Genomic DNA, 14,597 nt, shown 5'->3' with positions numbered 1-14,597 from the left:
GCCCGGCCCCGGCGTCCGTCACCCGGCGGCCCCGTCACGCAGCCGGCGCAGTGCCTCCGTCAACTCCGGGGCGGGCCCCTCGACCAGGAACAGCTTGTCGCGGCTGGCCGCGCCGGCCCGCAACGACACCACGGCCGGCCGTACGCCCAGTGCCCCGGCCAGCGCCCGGCGGGCCGCCTCGGTGGCCCGCCCGTCGACGGCGGGGGCGTGCACCGCGATCACCAGGGCCGGCCCGTGCGGCCCGTCGAAGCGGCCGCCGACGCGGGCCCGGGCGGAGCCGGGCTTCACCCGGACCGCGACGGTCAGCGTGCCGGCCATCAGGAAGCGTCCCGCCGCTCAGATCCGACCGGCGTCGGCGAGCAGGGCGGTGTCGGGCGCGCAGCGGGCGCACGGGGTGAAGCCGAGGTCGACGGCCTCCGCGACCGGCAGCGGCTCGTGCTCCCGCCCCACCAGGTACGCGCAGTCGGCCAGGTGGTAGCGGGGCCGCCCGTCGACCACCCGCACCTCGGCGGCGAGGCGGGCCACCCGGGCGGCCTCGCCCGGCGTGACGTCCTGCGCGGGCGGCTCGTCGTCGTACGGTGCGGCGGGGCCGGCACCGGGCGTCGCGGCGGCCGGGACGGCGCCGTCGGTCACCGGCGGCTCGGGCGGTTGCCGCCACCCGGTGCCGTCGGCGTCGACCGTGGAAGGAACGTGCTGGACGGGGATCTCCGGCTCCGCCGGCGGCCCACCGGCGAAGGCCGGTCCGGCCGGGCGGGTCGCCCGACGGGGTCGCCACCCCGGCCGGCCCGGGTCCGCCGCCGCCCGGTCCGCGGCCGCCTGGCGGGCGCCCGCGACCAGCGCGACGGCGGCCAGCAGGCTGGCCGCGATGGAGATGGTCAGGAGAACGCTGGAGCCACCGGCCAGGCCGAGCACCAGCAGCACCACCGCGACGAGGATGAGCAGGAGACTGGCGACTATCACGGCTCACCCCCGCCGCGTCGTGCTGATGAGGCGAGGTCGGCGACCGTCATCGTGACGACGGTCGCCGACCGATGGTTCAGCGTCCGGTCTCGAGAGCGCCGGAGCGACCGCCGCCGCCGTAGGAGCCGGCGAGCCCTACGGTGGCCAGCCCGTTGCCGCCGCCGGCGGCCCGGGTGCCCTCACCACCACGGGTCATCTCGACCTCCAGGCCCTGGCCGCGGCCGTCGAGGTCACGCAGCTGGCTCTCCAGGTAGGCCTTGAGCCGGGTGCGGTACTCACGCTCGAACTGCTTGAGCTCCTCGATGTGCTTCTGCAGGGCCGTGCGCTTGGCGTCCAGGCCGCCCATGGCCTCCTGGTGCCGCTGGCGGGCGTCGCGCTCCAGGGCGTCGGCCTTGGCGCGGGCCTCGCGGGTGACCTCCTCGGCCTTGGAACGGGCCTCGGAGAGCAGCTGGTCGGCCTCGCGGCGGGCGTCGGAGACGTGGTCGTCGGCGGTCCGCTGGGCCATCATCAGCACCCGCAGCGCCTGCTGCTCACCGTCGGCGCCGCCGACGGCCGGGCCACCGGCGGAGCGGACCTGCTCCAGCTCGGCCTGCATCGCGCGGGCGGCCTGCTCGGCCGCCGCCTTGTCGCGCTGCACCCGGTCGAGCTGGGCCTTGACGTCGTTGAGCTCCGCCGCGAGACGGGCATCGCCGCCGGGGCCGGCGGGGGCGCCACCACGGCCGCCGCGCTCCACCTGGGCGCGCAGCTCGTTGTTCTCCTCGATGAGACGGGCAAGCTCGCGCTCGACCTCGTCCAGGAAAGCGTCGACCTCCTCCTCGTCGTAGCCCCGCTTGCCGATCGGCGGCTTTTTGAAGGCGACGTTGTGGACGTCGGCCGGGGTCAGCGGCATCGAAACTCCTCGGGTCAGTTGCGGCCGCGAAAGCGCGTCGGTCATCAGACGGTGCCGATGATCGACCGCCTCAACACGAACTCCATCAGCACGAACAGGATAACCAGGAGCACAAGTGAGGCCAGGTCGATGCTCACGGTACCAATTCGCAACGGAGGGATCACACGCCTCAACGCGTTGAGAGGGGGATCAGTGACGCTCCACACGATTTCCAGCCCCACCGATGCCCCACGCCCCGGCTGCCAGCGACGGCCGTACTGGAGGACGGCGCTCAGGACGAACCGGGCCAGTAGGACGAGCAGGAAGAAGTAGAGCACCAGATACAGCACTTGCAGCACGATCGACAACACGGCAGGCGACGTCCCTCGGGTCGGGCGGGGCTAGCTCAGGCTGAAGAAGCCGCCCTCGGCGATCTTGGCCTTGTCCTCCGCGGTGACCTGGACATTGGCCGGTGAGAGCAGGAACACCCGATTGGTCACGCGCTCGATCGTACCCCGCAGCCCGAACGCCAGGCCGGCGGCGAAGTCCACAAGTCGGCGCGCGTCCGCCTCGTCCATCTCGGTGAGGTTGATGATCACCGGAACGTTGTCGCGGAAGTGCTCACCGATGGTGCGCGCCTCCCGGTACGTGGTGGGGTGCAGCGTGGTGATCTGGTAGCGCTGCTCCTCCTCGGCGACCACCGCGCGCTCCCGGGGCTGCGCCTGCGGCGCCAGGGCCAGGTTGTCGCGGGTGTGGTAGGTCAGCGCGCCCGACGTGTCACCGGCCGACGGCCGGGTGATGGAACGGACGCTGGACCGCTCGGCCCGCTCCGCCCGGTCGGTGTCGCCCCGCTCGGCGTCGGCCACCCGACCGGCGGCGCGCTCGGAGAGCCGGCCACGGTCGCTCAGCCGGGACCGGGGCGCCGGCGGCTCCTCGGAGTCGTCCTCGTCGTCATCGGCGAACTCCTCCGAGTACCGGCTCTGCCGGTAACGCGAATCGCGGTAGCCACCCTTGTCGTAGCCACCGTCGTCGTAGGCCCGCTCGTCGTCCTCTTCGACCAGACCGAGCCAGACCCCCGCCTTGCGCAGTGCACCCATCCCGCGCCCTTCCCGTCCGCCGTGCGGCACGCGCCCCCGTGCCGTGTCGCTTGTCGCGAGTGGACCACTTCTGCCCACCGGAGCGGATCGGCAATCCCCTGGCACGCGATTCGCGTCGCGTGCCACGACCCCCGACAACGGGATGCCGATCCCCCAAACAACACAGATGTAATTTGCTTCCCGCGGTCAGGCTACCGCAGCGTGGGACGCATTCCGAGCAACGCGCTGCCGACGCGGACATGTGTCGCGCCGTACCGGATCGCGATTTCCAGGTCGCCGCTCATCCCGGCGGAGAGCGCGGCGGCTCCCGGGTGGACCGTCCGGAAGCCGGCGGCCACCTCGGCCAGCCGGGCGAACGCCCGCTCCGGCTCCCAGCCCAGCGGCGCCACCGCCATCAGGCCGGCCAGCCGCAGCGCCTCCGCGCCCGCCACCGTCTCGGCCACCGCGTCGAGCCCGGCGGCCGGGTCGGCCGAGCCGGGCAGCGCCCCGCCCCGGGCCGCGTCGCCGTCGATGCTGACCTGGACCAGCACGTCCAGCGGCCGGTCCCGCGCCGCCGCCGACGCCGCGTCCAGTGCCCGCGCCAGCCGAACGCTGTCGACCGAGTGCACGACGTCGGCGTAGCGGACCACCGACCGGGCCTTGTTGCGCTGCAACTGCCCGATGAAGTGCCACCGGGGCGTCACCCCTGCCGCGGCCACCTCGGCCGACTTGGCGGACGCCTCCTGGTCGCGGTTCTCCCCCATGTCGACGACGCCGAGGCCGGCCAGGGCCACCACGTCCCCGGCCGGGTAGGTCTTGGTCACCGCGATCATGGTGACCTCGGAGTCGTCCCGACCCGCGACGGCACAGGCCTCCGCGATCCGGGACCGTACGCGGCCCAGGCCGGCCGCGATCTCGGCGCGCCGGTCCGGGCGCACCGTGGCTGGGCTGTCGGTCATCGGCGGTACTCAGGAACCGTTCTTGAGAAAGTCGGGCACGTCGACGTCGTCGAAGAGCACCCGGCGGGGCGACTGCTGCGGGGCCGGCATGGTGGCCGGCGGCGCGACCGGGGCGCTCGGCTGCGCCGGCTGGTTCTGGTTGCTCTTGCGGGGCGGCTCGGCCGCCTTGTACGCCGGCGTGCCGCCGTCGAAGCCCGCCGCGATGACGGTGACCCGCACCTCGTCGCCGAGGGCGTCGTCGATGACGGCGCCGAAGATGATGTTGGCGTCGGGGTGGGCCGCGTCGGTGACGAGCTGGGCCGCGTCGTTGATCTCGAACAGGCCCAGGTCCGACCCGCCGGCGATGGAGAGCAGCACGCCGCGCGCGCCGTCCATGCTCTGCTCCAGCAGCGGGCTGGAGATGGCCGCCTCGGCCGCCTCGACGGCACGGTTCTCGCCCCGCGCGCTGCCGATGCCCATGAGCGCGCTGCCCGCGCCGCTCATCACGCTCTTCACGTCGGCGAAGTCCAGGTTGATCAGACCCGGCGTGGTGATCAGGTCGGTGATGCCCTGGACACCGGAGAGCAGCACCTGGTCGGCGGTGCGGAACGCGTCCATCATGCTGATGTTGCGGTCGCCGAGCGCCAACAGCCGGTCGTTGGGGATGACGATCAGCGTGTCGCACTGGTTGCGCAGCTCGTCTATTCCGGACTCCGCCTGCACCTGGCGGCGCTTGCCCTCGAACGAGAACGGCCGGGTGACCACGCCGATGGTCAGCGCGCCGAGCTTGCGGGCGATGTTCGCCACCACGGGCGCGCCGCCGGTGCCGGTGCCGCCGCCCTCGCCGCAGGTCACGAAGACCATGTCGGCGCCCTTGAGCACCTCTTCGATCTCGTCGCGGTGGTCTTCGGCGGCGTTCTTGCCGACGTCGGGGTTGGCGCCGGCGCCGAGCCCGCGGGTCAGCTCACGGCCGACGTCGAGCTTCACGTCGGCGTCGCTCATGAGCAGCGCCTGCGCGTCGGTGTTGATCGCGATGAACTCGACGCCCTTGAGCCCAACCTCGATCATCCGGTTGACGGCGTTGACGCCGCCGCCACCGATGCCGACGACCTTGATGACCGCCAGGTAGTTGTGCGGAGGTGTCATCTCCGGTCCTTTCCCTTCGAGATTGGCATGGGCCGACCGGGTAGGGCCTGGCCAGACCAGCGGCCGACGACAGCTGTCACCGGCGAGGATCAGGGTTGAACCCTCACCCTCTACTAGAGGCTTACTGTTATGTCAACCACTGATCCCCTTCCGGGCAACGTAAGCGCCCTCACGCGATGAGCCAAGGACCCGCTCGGCGTGTCGCCGCCGGAGCGGGGCGGGTCACGTCGCGGTGGAGCGGCCGGTCACCGCAGGGTGACCACGTCGGGCGCGCTGACGTCGATGGTGTCGGCCTTCCGGTCGAGCAGGGCGCCGGCCACCCGGGCCTTGTCCGCGCCCCGGGTCGCGTCCCCCCAGACCACCACCCGGTCGCCGCGCAGCCGCAGCGTGATCCGGGCCAGCCCCTGGACGGTCACGTCCACCAGCTCGGCGCGCAGCTGCGGGGTGAGCGCGCCGAGCACCTCCAGCGCCGCCCGGGTCGACCCGTCGTCCGGGCCCGGGTCGGCGAGCCGGACCACCGGCAGGCCGTCCGGCGGCCGCGGCACGCTCCGGAAGACCACGCCCGCGCCGTCGATCACCACGAACTGCTCCCCGCGCGGCACCGCCGCCACGCCGGTGCGCTCCGTCACCCGGACGACCAGCGTGTCCGGCCAGTCCCGGGTCACCACCGCCCGCTGGACCGCCGGCAGCTCGCCGACCCGCCGCGCGGTGGCGGCCAGGTCCACCCGGGCCAGCGGGGCGTCGTCGGGCACTGCCGCCGCGTCGCGGACCTGCACCGTCGTGACCAGCGCGGCGCCCTCGACGCGGACCTCGCGCACCCCGAACAGGCCGGTGCCGAGCAGGGTCCAGGCGACCAGCCCGGCCACCGCGAGCACACCCGCGGCGACCGCCCACGGCAGCGCCGCGCGCATCCGACGCTGCCGGGCCCGGGCCATGAACCGGCGGGTCGAGGCAGGGACCGCGTCGCTGCCGGCCCGGACCAGCTGCCACCGCCGCTGCGGCCCGCGCCGGCCGCCGCCGTCGGCGCCGGTGGTGCGCCCCCGCGCCGGACCGGGACTCATCCGGCCGCGGGCGCCGCGCCGTCCGCGACCGCGCCGCCGGCACCGCCGACGCCGGGGACGGTGCCGCCGATGGTGGTCGTGCCGCCGGCGTCGCCGCCGGGCGTCGTGCCCGCCGGCGCCGCCGGATCGGTGGTACGCGCCGAGAGCGCGGCCAGCAGCTGGTCCCCCATCAGCGAGATCGGCGGGGCACCCATGGTCACCACGACGTCGCCGGGGCGGGCCCGCCGGGCCACCTCCACCGGCGCGGCCTCCCACGAGTCCACGAAGACCTTCCGCTCCGCCGGCAGCGACACCGCCTCGATCAGCGCCGCCGATCCCTCCCCCGGCTCGCGCAGCTCGCCCGGGCCGAAGACCTCCAGCAGCACCAGCTCGTCGGCGATGGCCAGCGACTCGGCGATCTCCGCCTGGAGCTCGCGGGTGCGGTAGAGCCGGTAGGGCTGGAAGACCACGATCAGCCGGCCGTCCCCGGCCACCTCGCGCAGCGTCTGCAACGCCAGCGTCATCGAGGTCGGGTGGTAGGCGTACTCGTCGTAGACCAGCACGTCGTCCGCGACGCCCTTGCGTTCGAAGCGCCGCCGCACGCCGGGGAACGCCGCGAGCGCGCCCTCCGCCGCCTCCAGCGGCAGCCCCAGCAGGTACGCGGTCAGCACGGCCGAGGCGCTGTTGAGCCCCATGTGCCGTCCGGGCACCGGCAGCCGGAACTCGCCGAGCGACCGCCCGTCGATGCCCGCCAGGTAGCGCACGCCCCGGGCCGACGAGACGATGTCGGTCAGCCGCAGGTCGGCGTCGGCCGCCTCGCCGTAGGTGTGCACCCGGCGGCCCTCCGCGCGCAGCGTCTCGGCCAGCCGCCGCCCGCCCGGGTCGTCGGCGCAGGTGATGATGAAGCCCTCCGGGTCGGTGAGCCGGGCGAACTCGGCGAAGGCCGCCTCCAGCGTGGCGAGGTCGCCGTAGGTGTTCAGGTGGTCGGCCTCGACGTTGGTGATGATCGACACGTACGGGCGGTAGATGAGGAAGGAGCGGTCGCTCTCGTCCGCCTCGACCACGAAGTGCTCGCCCGTGCCGTGGTGGGCGCCCGAGCCGACCTCGGAGATCTCCCCGCCGATCACGAAGGACGGGTCCTGCCCGGCCTGCTGGAGCACCATGGTGACCATCGAGGTGGTCGTGGTCTTGCCGTGGGTGCCCGCGACCGCCACCGTCCGGCGGCCCGTCATCGCGGCGGCCAGCGCCTCGGAGCGGTGCAGCACGCGCAGACCGCGCCGGCGCGCCTCCACCATCTCCAGGTGGTCCTGCGGGATCGCCGAGGAGTAGACGACCGTGTCGACGCCGTCGAGGTTGGACGCCTCGTGGCTCATGTGGATCGTGCCGCCGAGGGCGCGCATGCCGGCCAGGGAGGGCCACTCCCGCAGCTCGCTGCCGGAGACCCGGATGCCCCGGGTCAGGAAGAGCCGGGCCAGCCCGCTCATGCCGACCCCGCCCACCCCGATCAGGTGGATCGTGCCCAGGTCCTCGGCGGTGAGCGTGCCGGCCGGGGTGAACTGTGCGGTGTTCATGCCGAGTACCTTCCCGTCGCGGTGCACCCACTCACGGGGCCACCGCCTCCAAGACGAAGTTGAGCAGTGCCTCGTCGCCGTCGCGGCGGCCGTACGCGGCGGCGGCGGAGCCCATCGCGTGCAGCCGGTGCGGGTCGCGGATCAGCGGGATGATCGTCCGCTCGACCCAGTCCGGCGTCAGCTCGGCGTCGTCGACGAGCAGCCCGCCGCCGGCCTCCACCACGGGCAGCGCGTTGCGCTTCTGCTCCTGGTTGCTGTGCGGGTACGGCACGTAGATGGTGGGCAGCCCGATGGCGGCCACCTCCGCGCAGGTCATCGCCCCGCCCCGGCCGAGCATCAGGTCCGCCGCGGCGTAGCCGGCCTCCATCTCGGACAGGTACGGCAGCGTCACGTACGGCACCGGCAGGTCGGTGGGGACCGGCACCGGCTCGTTGCGGGCGCCGATGACGTGCAGCACCTGCACCCCGTTGCGGGCGAGTTCCTTCGCCGCGCCGGCGACGGCGAGGTTGATCGAGCGGGCGCCCTGCGAGCCACCGGCGACGAAGAGCACCGGCAGGTCGGGGCGGAGTCCGAAGTGGGCCCTGGCGGCGTTGCGCATGGCGAACCGGTCCAGCCCGGCGATGCCCCGGCGCAGCGGCACGCCGACGACCCGCGCGTCGCGCAGGGCCTCGGCCTGGGCGGGCTGGTGCGGGAAGCCGACCGCCACGTGGCGGGTGAACCTCATCCCCAGCCGGTTCGCCACCCCCGGCGGCACGTTGACCTCGTGGATCACGATCGGCAGCTCGCGCCGCCAGGCGGCGAGGTAGGCCGGCACCGAGACGTACCCGCCGAAGCCGACCACCACGTCGGCGCGCACCTCGTCGATGACCTTGCCCGCGGCGCGGGCCGCGGTCCACATCCGGCCGGGGGTCTTGACCAGGTTCATGTTCACCGACCGGGGCAGCTGGTAGGCCGGGATCTGCCGCAGGTCGTAGCCCTGCGGCGGGATCAGCTCGTTCTCCAGGCCCTTCGGTGTCCCCAGACAGGTGATCCGGACGCCGGGGTCGTGTCGGCGCAGGCAGTCGGCGAAGGCGAGCAACGGGTAGATGTGCCCCCCGGTGCCACCTCCCGCGAGCACCACCGAACGCAGCGGACCCATCAACGTCTCCTCTCGTCCGCCGACCCGCGGCGGGTCCGGGCCAGCCGGACACCGCGCGGTGCGGCCACATCGTCCGGCCGCCGCTCCCGCGACCGGGGCACGGACCCTCGGGCAGCCGGGGGCGCCGCCGGACGGCGGCGCCGCCCGGGAAGCGGCGGCAACGGGGCCCAGAGTAGTCGGACCCATCGGGCCGGCGGACGGGCATGCAGTGCTCTGGCGGCGTCGGGTTCGGCGCGGGCGAAGGAGGCGAGCATCCCGATGGCGGCGAGGGTGACGACCAGGGCGCTGCCGCCGTCGGAGATGAACGGCAGCGGCACACCGGTCAGCGGCAGCAGGCCGACCACCCCGCCGATGTTGATCACCGCCTGGCCGACCAGCCAGGTGGTCGCCGCCGCGGCGGCGAGCCGGCGGAACGGGTCGTCGACCCGGCGGGCGATCCGCAGCCCGGTGTACGCCAGCACGGCGAAGAGCGCCACCACCACGACACACCCGACGACGCCCAGCTCCTCGGCGACCACGGCGAAGATGAAGTCGTTCTCCGCCGCCGGCAGCCACTGCCACTTGGCGATGCTCTTGCCGAGGCCGACGCCGAACCAGCCGCCGTTCTCGATCGCGTAGCGGGCCTGGGCGATCTGGTAGCAGCCCGCGTCCTTGCACGCGTCCAGTGGAGGCGGGTCGATGAAGGATGTCAGCCGGGCCAGCCGGTAGTTCTCCGCGCCCGTCTCGCCGGAGCCGGCGCCGAGCGAGGCCACCGCGACCAGCACGCCGATGCCGAGCAGGCCCACCGCGGAGAGCGCGGCGAAGACCCGCTTGCGCACCCCGGCCGCCCAGAGCAGCCCCACCACCAGGGCGAGCAGGCAGAGCATCGTGCCCAGGTCGTTGTAGCCGACGAGGACGAAGAGCAGGCCCACCACCGGGAAGAGCGGGGTGGCCAGCTCCCGCCACCAGCCCAGCGCGGCGCCCTTGCGGGCGATCACGTGGGCGCCCCAGAGCACCAGGGCGAACTTCGCGAACTCGGAGGGCTGCACCTGGATGCCGCCGACGAAGAGCCAGAGCAGCCGGGCCTCGATCGGGCCGATCTGGGCCGAGTCCTGCTTGGTCAGCCGGGCGTACACGAGCAGCAGGTTGAGCACCAGCAGCAGGCCGATGGCGGTGAACAGCAGCGGCCGGCCCAGCGCCCGGTAGGTCGTCGCCGGCAGCCGCTGGCACGCCCAGAACGCGACGATGCCGATCACCGCGAAGATCGCCTGCTTGACCAGCGACGTCGAGGCGTTGCCGTTCTCCGCGTAGTCCCGGACGCTGGTCGCGGAGAAGACCATGGTGAGGCCGATCAGCAGCAGCAGGCCGGCGCTGGACAGCAGCAGGTGGTAGGAGGCCAGCGGCCGGTCCAGCAGCCCGCGCAGCGCGGCCAGCCCGCCCGCCGGGTCCAGCCCGCGCGGCACCTGGGGACCGGGATCGTCCGGTCCCCGCGTCGCGGCAGGCGCGTCGCGCGTACGCCTGCCTCCCGCCGACCGCCCGGCCGTCCCCTCCGCCGTGACCTCGATGCCTCGTCCCTCCCCCACCCGACCATCATGGCGGTTCCGCCGGGTCGCCACCGGCGCAACCGCCCGGTCGGCGTGTCGGGCTTGCGCCGGGGGCCGCGCGCCGTCACGGCGGATGGACACGCCGCGGGGCCCGGGCGACGCGCGCCCGGGCCCCGCGGCGGGAACTGCCGGCCGGCTCAGGTCATGTTCGCGAGGAACTCGCTGTAGAACAGGCCCAGCGCGATGGCCACGCCGATCCCGGCGATGATCCAGAACCGGACCACGATGTTGACCTCGCTCCACCCGGCGAGCTCGAAGTGGTGCTGCAACGGCGACATCCGGAACACCCGCTTGCCGGTGGTGCGGAACGAGATGATCTGGATCACCACGGACATCGTGATGATCACGAAGAGGCCACCGATGATCGGCAGCAGCAGGATCGTCCGGGTGGACATCGCCATGCCGGCGATCAGGCCGCCGAGGCCCAGCGCGCCCGTGTCGCCCATGAAGATCCGCGCCGGCGAGGTGTTCCACCACAGGAAGCCCACGCAGGCCCCGGCCGCCGCGCCGGCGATCAGCGCGATCTCCAGCGGGTCCCGGACGGCGTAGCAGTAGTCCTGGGTGTAGTTCGGGTCGGCGCACCAGTGCCGGTACTGCCAGAACGCGATCAGCGCGTACGCGGCGAGGACCATCACCGAGGCGCCGGTGGCCAGGCCGTCGAGGCCGTCGGTGAGGTTGACGCCGTTGGTCGCGGCCATCACCACGAAGATGAAGAGAACCACCGCGCCGATCTTGGTGAGGTCGAGCGCCGGAATGTCCCGGATGAAGCTGAGCGTCGTGCTGCCCACGGTCTCGGTGTTGGTCTCCGCGCCCGAGGCGTCGGTCATGGTGCTCGGGAAGTAGAGCGCCACCACGCCGAAGACCGCGCCGACCAGGATCTGCCCGAGCAGCTTGCCCCGCTTGTTGAGCCCGCCGCTGTGCCGCTTGCGCACCTTGAGGAAGTCGTCGATGAAGCCGACGGCGCCGGAGAAGACCATCAGCCCCAGCAGCACCAGCGCGGTGATCGTCGGCTCGACCTGGGCGATCTGCGCGTCCGGCAGGGTCGTCAGCGCCAGGTGCCCGGCCACGTACGCGATGACCGTGGCCAGGATGAACACCACGCCGCCCATCGTCGGCGTGCCCTTCTTGCCCTCGTTGCTGGCGAGCCCGAGGTTCGATCGGATCGGCTGGCCGGCCTTCAGCCGGGCGAACACCTTGATCGCGATCGGTGTGGCGAGCAGCGAGACCAGGAAGGCCACCCCGATGGCGACGATGACCGCCCTCATGCGGCGCCGCCCCCCGTCGCCGTCGGATCGGATCCGTTGCCGGCGGCGTCCGCGCGCAGCGCGTCGGCCACCTCCCAGGTGCGGTACCGGGAGCCCTTCACCAGGACGACGTCGCCCGGTCGTAACTCGCTGCGCAGCACCTCGACGGCCGCCGCCTGATCGGTGAGCAGCACCGACTCTCCTCCCCAGTCACCTACCGATGTCGCGCCTTCGTGGATCGGCGCGGCCGGCTCGCCCACCACGAGCAGCCGGTCGACGCCCAGTTCGGCCGCGAGCCGGCCGACCTCGGCGTGCCCGTCGCGTTCGAAGGGACCCAGCTCGGCCATGTAGCCCAGCACCGCGACGGTGCGCCGCTCCCGCCCGATGCCGGTCAGCGCGCGCAGCGCGACCGCCATCGAGGCGGGGTTGGCGTTGTACGAGTCGTCGATCACGGTCACCCCGTCGGCGCGTTCGAAGACGTCCATCCGACGGGTGGAGACCAGCCCCATGGCGCCCAGCGCGATGGCCAGCTCGGCCAGCGGCATGCCCAGTTCGCGGGCCACCGCGGCGGCGGCGAGCGAGTTGGACACCTGGTGCCGGCCGGTCAGCCCGAGCCGCACCGGCGCGGTCCCCTCCGGGGTGACGAGGGTGTACGCGGGCCGCCCCCGGTCGTCCAGCGTCACGTCCTCGGCCCGCACGTCGGCGTGCGCCGCCTCGCCGTAGCGGACCACCCGGGCGACCGTACGCGAGGCCATCGCGTCGACCAGCGGGTCGTCGGCGTTCAACACGGCCAGGCCGTCGGCGGGCAGCGCCTCGACCAGTTCGCCCTTCGCCAGCGCGATCGTCTCCACCGAGCCGAACTCGCCGATGTGCGCCACCCCGACGTTGAGCACCACGGAGATCCGGGGCGGCACCACGTCGCAGAGGTAGCGCACGTGCCCCACCCCGCGGGCGCCCTTCTCCATCACCAGGTAGCGGGTCTCGGGCCCGGCCTGCAACGCCGTGTACGGGTGCCCCAGCTCGTTGTTGAACGACCCGGGCGGGGCGACGGTCGGGCCGAGCCGCGCGGTGAGCTGCGCGATGAGGTCCTTGGTGGTGGTCTTGCCCGACGAGCCGGTCAACCCGACGACGGTGAGCCCGGGCAGCCGGTCGACCACCGCACGGGCCAGCCGGCCCAGGGCGGCCAGCGCGTCGTCGACCAGCACCATCGGCACGCCGGGCACCGCACGGGTGCCGAGTACGGCCACCGCGCCGGCCGCCACCGCGCCCGCGGCGTAGTCGTGCCCGTCCACCTTCTCGCCCGGGAAGGCGACGAAGAGCGCGCCCGGGCGCACCTTGCGCGAGTCGAACTCGACCGGGCCGGTGACCCGGGCCTGCGGGTCGGCGCCGGCCAGCCGCCCGTCGACCGCCGAGGCGACCTCGGCCAGGCTGAGCGGGATCACCGCTGACCCGCCGGGTCGGCGAAGCGGGCGCGCAGCGCGCCGGCCAGCTCGGTGCGGTCGTCGAACGGGTGCACCTCGCCACCGATCTCCTGCCCGCGCTCGTGGCCCTTGCCGAGCACCGCGACCACGTCGCCCGGCTCGGCCAGCCGGACCGCCGCGTCGATCGCCGTCCGGCGGTCGGCCACCTCCTCGACGCGGGCCGTCGTGCCGGCGCGCCGGGCGCCGGCGAGCACCTCGGCCCGGATCGCCCCCGGATCCTCGGTGCGCGGGTTGTCGTCGGTCACCAGCACCACGTCGGCTCCCTCCGCCGCGGCGGCGCCCATCACCGGCCGCTTGCCCCGGTCCCGGTCCCCACCGGCACCGATCACGCAGATCAGCCGGCCCGCACTGAGCTCCCGCAGCGCCGCCAGCGCGGCGACGATCGCGTCCGCCTTGTGCGCGTAGTCGACCACGCCCCGGACCGGTCCGGGGGCGTTCACCAACTCCAGCCGGCCGGGAACCCCGCCGCACGCGGCGACCCCGGCGGCGGCGGTCTCCGGGTCCACCCCGGCGGCGACCAGCAGGGCGATGGCCAGCAGGGCGTTGGCCACGTTGTGCCGGCCCGGCAGCGCCACGCCGGCCGCCAGGGTCAGCCCGTCGGGGCCGTGCGCGGTGAACCGCTGCGCGTAGCCCTCGCCGCCGACCTCGTCGGCCCACCAGGTGGCGCTCGGGTCGCCCGCCGCCGAGTAGGTGACCGTCGCCGGGCGGTACAGCGACTTCAGCGCCGGGTCGTCGTGGTTGAGCACCTCGACCGCGCAGCGCCCGTCGAACAGCTGCGCCTTCGCGGCGAAGTAGTCCGCCGTGTCGGCGTGGAAGTCCAGGTGGTCGGAGCCGAAGTTGGTGTAGCCGCCGACGGTGAACCGGACCCCGCCGACCCGGCCCATCGCCAGGGCGTGGCTGGAGACCTCCATGACCACGGCGGTGACGCCGCGCTCGCGGGCGGCGGCCAGCATGGCGTGCAGGTCGGTGGCCTCGGGCGTGGTGCGCACGCTGTCGATCGCCAGGTCGCCGAGGCGGGTCTCGACGGTGCCGATCAGGCCGGTGGTGTGGCCGGCGGCGCGCAGGCCGGACTCGACCAAATAAGCCGTCGAGGTCTTGCCGGCCGTCCCGGTCACCCCGATCACCGTCAGTCCCTCGGTCGGGTCGCCGTAGACGGCGGCGGCGAGGGCGCCCAGCGCGGCGCGCGGGTCGGACACCACCAGCGCCGGCAGGCCCGCCTCGGCCGCCGCGTCGGCGCCCGCCGGGTCGGTCAGCACGGCCACCGCGCCGGCGGCCACCGCGCCGGCGGCGAACTCCGCGCCGTGCCGGCGGGCGCCCGGCAGGGCCGCGTACAGGTCGCCGGGGCGGACCTCCTGGCTGGCGTGGGTCACCCCGGTCACCACCAGCTCGGCGGCACCCTCCGGGGGCTCGACGGCGAGCCGGGCGGCGAGGTCGCCGAGCCGGACACCGATCACGGTACGGGGACGAGGATTGCCGGGCACGGCGTCAGACCCTACCCGGTCGTCCGGTTCCGGCCGCATTGCCGCCCCGGTGGTTCGTCCGCACTCACCGA

14 protein-coding genes are annotated in these 14,597 nt (G+C 74.1%); all 14 read right to left on the bottom strand.

All coding sequences use genetic code 11. The features are described 5' to 3' along the window. Positions 1 to 18: 18 nt before the first annotated feature. Positions 19 to 318: a DUF167 domain-containing protein gene (locus EV374_RS16610; protein ID WP_132236318.1), complete on the bottom strand. Its 300-nt coding sequence runs from the start codon at positions 316 to 318 to the stop codon at positions 19 to 21. Positions 319 to 336: 18 nt separating this feature from the next. Further along, positions 337 to 960, bottom strand: coding sequence for a hypothetical protein (locus EV374_RS16605; RefSeq protein ID WP_132236315.1), 624 nt, complete (start codon positions 958 to 960; stop codon positions 337 to 339). Between the two features lie 76 nt (positions 961 to 1,036). Beyond that, positions 1,037 to 1,849, bottom strand: coding sequence for a DivIVA domain-containing protein (locus tag EV374_RS16600; RefSeq protein ID WP_132236313.1), 813 nt, complete (start codon positions 1,847 to 1,849; stop codon positions 1,037 to 1,039). Between the two features lie 44 nt (positions 1,850 to 1,893). After that, entirely contained in the window at positions 1,894 to 2,199 is a 306-nt protein-coding gene (locus EV374_RS16595) for a YggT family protein (RefSeq protein WP_088999245.1), read from the bottom strand. Between the two features lie 30 nt (positions 2,200 to 2,229). Continuing rightward, positions 2,230 to 2,925: a cell division protein SepF gene (locus EV374_RS16590; protein ID WP_132236311.1), complete on the bottom strand. Its 696-nt coding sequence runs from the start codon at positions 2,923 to 2,925 to the stop codon at positions 2,230 to 2,232. A 191-nt stretch (positions 2,926 to 3,116) separates the two neighbouring features. Beyond that, a complete protein-coding gene (locus EV374_RS16585) occupies positions 3,117 to 3,863 on the bottom strand; it encodes a YggS family pyridoxal phosphate-dependent enzyme (RefSeq protein ID WP_132236309.1) in 747 nt (248 codons plus the stop codon). A gap of 9 nt (positions 3,864 to 3,872) precedes the next feature. Beyond that, entirely contained in the window at positions 3,873 to 4,988 is a 1,116-nt protein-coding gene (gene ftsZ, locus EV374_RS16580; protein WP_132236307.1) for a cell division protein FtsZ, read from the bottom strand. Between the two features lie 245 nt (positions 4,989 to 5,233). Then, the gene (locus tag EV374_RS16575; RefSeq protein ID WP_132236305.1) at positions 5,234 to 6,049 is read right to left on the bottom strand and encodes a cell division protein FtsQ/DivIB; all 816 of its coding nucleotides are present in this window, start codon (positions 6,047 to 6,049) and stop codon (positions 5,234 to 5,236) included. Next, positions 6,046 to 7,599: a UDP-N-acetylmuramate--L-alanine ligase gene (gene murC, locus EV374_RS16570; RefSeq protein ID WP_132236303.1), complete on the bottom strand. Its 1,554-nt coding sequence runs from the start codon at positions 7,597 to 7,599 to the stop codon at positions 6,046 to 6,048. The genes EV374_RS16575 and murC overlap by 4 nt, the downstream gene beginning before the upstream one ends. Positions 7,600 to 7,630: 31 nt before the next feature. After that, positions 7,631 to 8,737 (bottom strand): undecaprenyldiphospho-muramoylpentapeptide beta-N-acetylglucosaminyltransferase, encoded by a 1,107-nt coding sequence (gene murG, locus EV374_RS16565; protein WP_132236301.1) that lies wholly within the window; start codon positions 8,735 to 8,737, stop codon positions 7,631 to 7,633. Further along, positions 8,737 to 10,149: a peptidoglycan glycosyltransferase FtsW gene (locus tag EV374_RS16560; protein ID WP_132236501.1), complete on the bottom strand. Its 1,413-nt coding sequence runs from the start codon at positions 10,147 to 10,149 to the stop codon at positions 8,737 to 8,739. Before EV374_RS16560 ends, murG begins: the two co-directional genes overlap by 1 nt. 308 nt (positions 10,150 to 10,457) lie before the next feature. Next, positions 10,458 to 11,585 (bottom strand): phospho-N-acetylmuramoyl-pentapeptide-transferase, encoded by a 1,128-nt coding sequence (gene mraY / locus EV374_RS16555; RefSeq protein WP_132236299.1) that lies wholly within the window; start codon positions 11,583 to 11,585, stop codon positions 10,458 to 10,460. Further along, a complete protein-coding gene (locus EV374_RS16550) occupies positions 11,582 to 13,006 on the bottom strand; it encodes a UDP-N-acetylmuramoyl-tripeptide--D-alanyl-D-alanine ligase (protein WP_132236297.1) in 1,425 nt (474 codons plus the stop codon). The genes mraY and EV374_RS16550 overlap by 4 nt, the downstream gene beginning before the upstream one ends. Further along, the gene (locus tag EV374_RS16545; RefSeq protein ID WP_132236295.1) at positions 13,003 to 14,565 is read right to left on the bottom strand and encodes a UDP-N-acetylmuramoyl-L-alanyl-D-glutamate--2,6-diaminopimelate ligase; all 1,563 of its coding nucleotides are present in this window, start codon (positions 14,563 to 14,565) and stop codon (positions 13,003 to 13,005) included. The genes EV374_RS16550 and EV374_RS16545 overlap by 4 nt, the downstream gene beginning before the upstream one ends. Positions 14,566 to 14,597: the final 32 nt, after the last annotated feature.

This window comes from Micromonospora sp. CNZ303 (assembly GCF_004345505.1).
This window is presented reverse-complemented; position numbering and strand designations above follow the sequence as displayed.

Bases quoted from the DNA above. Each gene is read 5' to 3' on its own strand.
- EV374_RS16610 (WP_132236318.1), bottom strand. From the start codon at position 318: ATGGCCGGCACGCTGACCGTCGCGGTCCGGGTGAAGCCCGGCTCCGCC.
- murG (WP_132236301.1), bottom strand. From the start codon at position 8,737: ATGGGTCCGCTGCGTTCGGTGGTGCTCGCGGGAGGTGGCACCGGGGGG.
- EV374_RS16585 (WP_132236309.1), bottom strand. From the start codon at position 3,863: ATGACCGACAGCCCAGCCACGGTGCGCCCGGACCGGCGCGCCGAGATC.
- EV374_RS16545 (WP_132236295.1), bottom strand. From the start codon at position 14,565: ATGCGGCCGGAACCGGACGACCGGGTAGGGTCTGACGCCGTGCCCGGC.
- EV374_RS16575 (WP_132236305.1), bottom strand. From the start codon at position 6,049: ATGAGTCCCGGTCCGGCGCGGGGGCGCACCACCGGCGCCGACGGCGGC.
- mraY (WP_132236299.1), bottom strand. From the start codon at position 11,585: ATGAGGGCGGTCATCGTCGCCATCGGGGTGGCCTTCCTGGTCTCGCTG.
- ftsZ (WP_132236307.1), bottom strand. From the start codon at position 4,988: ATGACACCTCCGCACAACTACCTGGCGGTCATCAAGGTCGTCGGCATC.
- EV374_RS16600 (WP_132236313.1), bottom strand. From the start codon at position 1,849: ATGCCGCTGACCCCGGCCGACGTCCACAACGTCGCCTTCAAAAAGCCG.
- murC (WP_132236303.1), bottom strand. From the start codon at position 7,599: ATGAACACCGCACAGTTCACCCCGGCCGGCACGCTCACCGCCGAGGAC.
- EV374_RS16590 (WP_132236311.1), bottom strand. From the start codon at position 2,925: ATGGGTGCACTGCGCAAGGCGGGGGTCTGGCTCGGTCTGGTCGAAGAG.